At 64.9% G+C, this 3,932-nt stretch carries 3 protein-coding genes; all 3 read left to right on the plus strand.

Features of this window, described 5'->3' with window-relative positions:
* Positions 1-974, plus strand: a 974-nt coding sequence (glmM, locus tag WEA77_RS02615) for a phosphoglucosamine mutase (RefSeq protein WP_368066307.1), incomplete at its 5' end; no start/stop codon positions are given.
* Between the two features lie 96 nt (positions 975-1,070).
* A complete protein-coding gene (locus WEA77_RS02620; RefSeq protein ID WP_368066308.1) occupies positions 1,071-2,924 on the plus strand; it encodes an AMP-binding protein in 1,854 nt (617 codons plus the stop codon).
* 80 nt (positions 2,925-3,004) lie between these two features.
* Positions 3,005-3,932: alpha/beta hydrolase (locus WEA77_RS02625; RefSeq protein ID WP_368066309.1), on the plus strand; the 928-nt coding region annotated here is incomplete at its 3' end.

Consider the following 3,932-nt stretch of genomic DNA (forward strand, 5'->3'; position numbering starts at 1 on the left):
ACGTGGAAGAAGCGCTTGAGGCCGCTATGGCCGCCGCCTTCGCCGGCGAGTATGCCCTGCCCGCGAACATTTCAGAGACGGGCGCCCTTGCCGGCGCCGGAGCGCGCTATGTCGACCGCTGCCTCGAGACCATCGGCAAGGGCCGGGATTTTTCCAAACTTAAGATCGTGCTCGACTGCGCGCATGGCGCCGGCTTCGAAACTGCGCCCGAAGCGCTTCGCCGCCTCGGCGCGCAGCTGCGCGTCATCGGAGCCGAGCCGGACGGCATCAATATAAATGCCGGCGTCGGCTCCACAGCCACCGGCGCGCTGAAGGCCGCCGTGCTGGAAGTGGGCGCTGATATTGGCATCGCGCTCGACGGCGACGCTGACCGCCTGATCGTGGTAGACGAGACCGGTGCCGAAGCGGACGGTGATCAGGTGATGGCCCTCATCGCCAGCGACATGCACCGCAAGCGCCGCCTGAAGGGCGGCGGCATGGTGGCGACCGTAATGTCGAACATGGGGCTCGATGAGTATCTGAAAGCCATCGGGCTCGTCCTTGCACGCACAAAAGTAGGTGACCGCTATGTGGGCGAGCACATGCGCGCACACGGCTTCAATCTCGGCGGCGAACAGTCCGGGCACATTATACTGTCGGATGTCTCAACCACAGGCGATGGCTTGCTCGCAGGCCTGCAGGTCCTGTCCGTCCTCGCCGCGCGGGGCGGCAAGGCATCGGACATGCTGCGCGTCTTCACGCCCGCGCCCCAGAAGCTGACCAACATACGCTATGCAGGGGCGAACCCTCTCGATTCAGATAGGGTGAAGGGCGCACTCGCGCAGGCGGACGCCCTGCTGGGAGACCGTGGACGGATGGTCGTGCGCAAGTCCGGCACGGAACCACTGATCCGCGTCATGGCCGAGGCGCTGGACGAGGCGCAGATGCTGAAAGCGCTCGCCCTTGTCGTTGATGCGGTAACCGCCCAAGCCTGATTGTACGGGCTCTCCCCGCGTCAACGGTTGCAAGTGGCCCCAGACCGATTATTCCTCCGGGCAAGTAAAAACACCCGACATCGGAGGAGTTCCGTTATGCCCGAGGGCCAGACCCTGCCTGCATTCCGCCCCCTGCCGCAGAAGACCCCCGACGTTACGATGACGCGCAGGGGCGAGGCGATCTACATCTTCGCCAACCAGGCGCCCGGCCATCGCCCGAAATCCATCCCGCATACGCTGGACGAGCGCGCCGCGATGCACCCTGAACGTGCCTTCCTGCGCGAACGCGATCCGCAGACGGATGAATGGGTCACGCTGACTTATGGTGAGGCGAAACGCGTCACCGACAGTCTCGCGCAGGCCTTCCTGGATCTCGGCGCCGGGCCGGACGCGCCGGTCATGCTTGTCTCGGGAAATTCGATCCGCGCAGCCATGGTGATCCTCGCCGCCCAGAAGATCGGTGCGCCCGCCGCGCCTATCTCGGTGCCCTATTCCACCATGTCGACCGACTTCGACAAGCTGAAGCATTGCTTCAACACGGTGAAGCCCGCAATTGTCTTTGCCGAACAGCTCGCACCGTTCCGCAAGGCCCTCGCCGCCCTGCCCTCAGGTGCGTTCAGGATCGTCAGCGCCGCCCCGGAAGGCGACAACGGCGTACTCGCCTATGACGCGCTTGCCGCCACAATACCGACCGCCGCCGTCGCCGCGGCCATGGCGACGCTCGATGACGCGAGCGTTGCCAAGTATCTCTTCACCTCCGGCTCGACCGGCATGCCGAAACCGGTACCAACGACGCAGGGCGCAATGTGTTCGATGATCGGCGGGCAGGAAGGCCTGAAGGACACGGGCCGCGATCCCGAACACGACCCCGACCGGATCGACAATTTCCTCGACTGGCTGCCCTGGAACCATATCTCCGGCTCGAACGTGAATTTCAACGGCGCACTCTGGAACGGCTCTACCTTCTGGATCGACGGCGGCAAGCCGACGCCGTCCCTCTTCCGCGAGACGATCCGCAATATCCGCGAAGCCAGTCCCTCCGTGTTCGGGACAGCGCCCATCGCGCTTGGCATGCTGGCCGAGGCGATGGAGCAGGACGACACGCTGCTGAAGGACTTCTTCAGGAACATGCGCTCCATCGGCTATGGCGGCGCTACCTTGTCGGACGACCTCTACGACCGCCTTCAGGCGCTTTCCATCAAGGCCACCGGCCGGCGCATTCCCATCGTCACTATGTATGGCGCGACCGAAACACAGGGCATCACCGTCGTGCATTGGGAGGTCGAGCGCGTCGGCCTGATTGGCCTGCCGCTGCCGGGCACCACGCTGAAACTGGTGCCGAACGGCGAGAAACTGGAAGTGCGCGTCAAGGGCCCGACCGTCATGCCGGGCTATCACAATGACCCCGGGAAGAATGCCGAAGTGTTCGACGAGGAAGGCTTTTACTGCCTCGGTGACGCTGTGAAATTCGTTGACGAGTCCGATCCCAACAAGGGCCTCGTCTTCGATGGCCGCGTCGGCGAGGACTTCAAGCTCTCCTCCGGCACCTGGGTCTCGGTCGGCACACTGCGCCCGGATTTTGTCGCGGCGTGCTCGCCGCTGATCTTCGACGCGGTGATCTGCGGCCAGGACAAGGATTTCGCCACCGCCCTCGTCTGGCCCTCGCCGGCCACTGCCGAACACTACATCAAGGCGGCCGGTGATCCGGCAAAGGGTTTTGCCGCCCTCGTCAGCGACCTTGCCCGTAAGGCGTCGATCTTCAATGCCTCCGAACAAGGCTCGTCGCGCCGTATCAAGCGGCTGATGGTGATGACCGAAGCGCCCGGCATTGATGCCGGCGAGATCACCGACAAGGGCTATATAAACCAGCGCCTCGTCATCTCGCGGCGCGCTGATCTTGTGCAGGCCCTGTATGCCGCGCCACTTGCCCCGGGCGTTATCCAGCTCTGACGAAGGTCTGACTGGCGCATCCCTTGCATCGCCTGCAACCTGCCATCACATGGCCGGAATTGCAGCGCAGATGCAGCCATATGACGTTCGATGACGCCTTCCGCAGCCTGCGTGACCGGTTCAACATCCCGGAGCTGAAGCCGCTTGACCTGAAACTGCCGGTCGAGCGGCTGCGCCGCGAGTTCCTGCGCATCGACTATTCCAGCGAGCCGGATGCGCCCGAACTGGCAGATGTCCGCCTGATGATCATTCCGGGTGCTGCCGGCCCAATGAAGGCGCGCCTGTATGTGCCCCTTGGCGCCGGCGTGCCGCCCGGCCCGGGCATCCTGTTCTTCCATGGCGGCGGCTTCGTGCTGGGCGATCTCGACAGCCATGACATGCTCTGCCGGCGCCTCGCCGAGGGCTCACGCTGCCGGGTGCTGGCCGTCGACTACCGCCTGGCGCCCGAACACTGCTTCCCCTGCGCGCATGACGACGCCCTCGCCGCCTGGGCCTGGCTGCAGGAGCATGGCTCGGCCAGGGCCGGCATCGATCCGGCGCGCTGCGCCGTTGCCGGTGACAGCGCCGGAGGCAATCTCGCCGCCTATCTCTGCCAGCAGATGGTGCGCGCCCGCGGCCCAAAGCCGGCCTTCCAGCTGTTGCTCTACCCCCTGCTTCAGTTTGCCGATATCCGCTCGAAGAAGATGTCGCCGCAGGAAAGCGGCTTTTTCATCTCGGCCAACCTGTTCGAGTTCTTCCGCCGCCATTACCTGCCGGACCTGACCTGCGCGATGGACCCGCGCATGTCGCCGCTCTTCGCGCCGCTGGAGCACCTGAAGGCCCTGCCCCCTGCCCATATCATCGTCTGCGGCTGGGACCCGCTGCACGATGAAGCCATCGCCTATGCTTCCAAACTGCGCAGCCTCGGCGTCAACGCGACCGAGAGGGAATACGCGTCGATGGTGCACGGCTTCCTGAACCTGACGCCGATTTCCTCAACTGCGCGCCAGGCCGTGCGCGACGCCGGCG

It is taken from the genome of Hyphomonas sp., assembly GCF_040882205.1.
Taxonomy (GTDB): domain Bacteria; phylum Pseudomonadota; class Alphaproteobacteria; order Caulobacterales; family Hyphomonadaceae; genus Hyphomonas.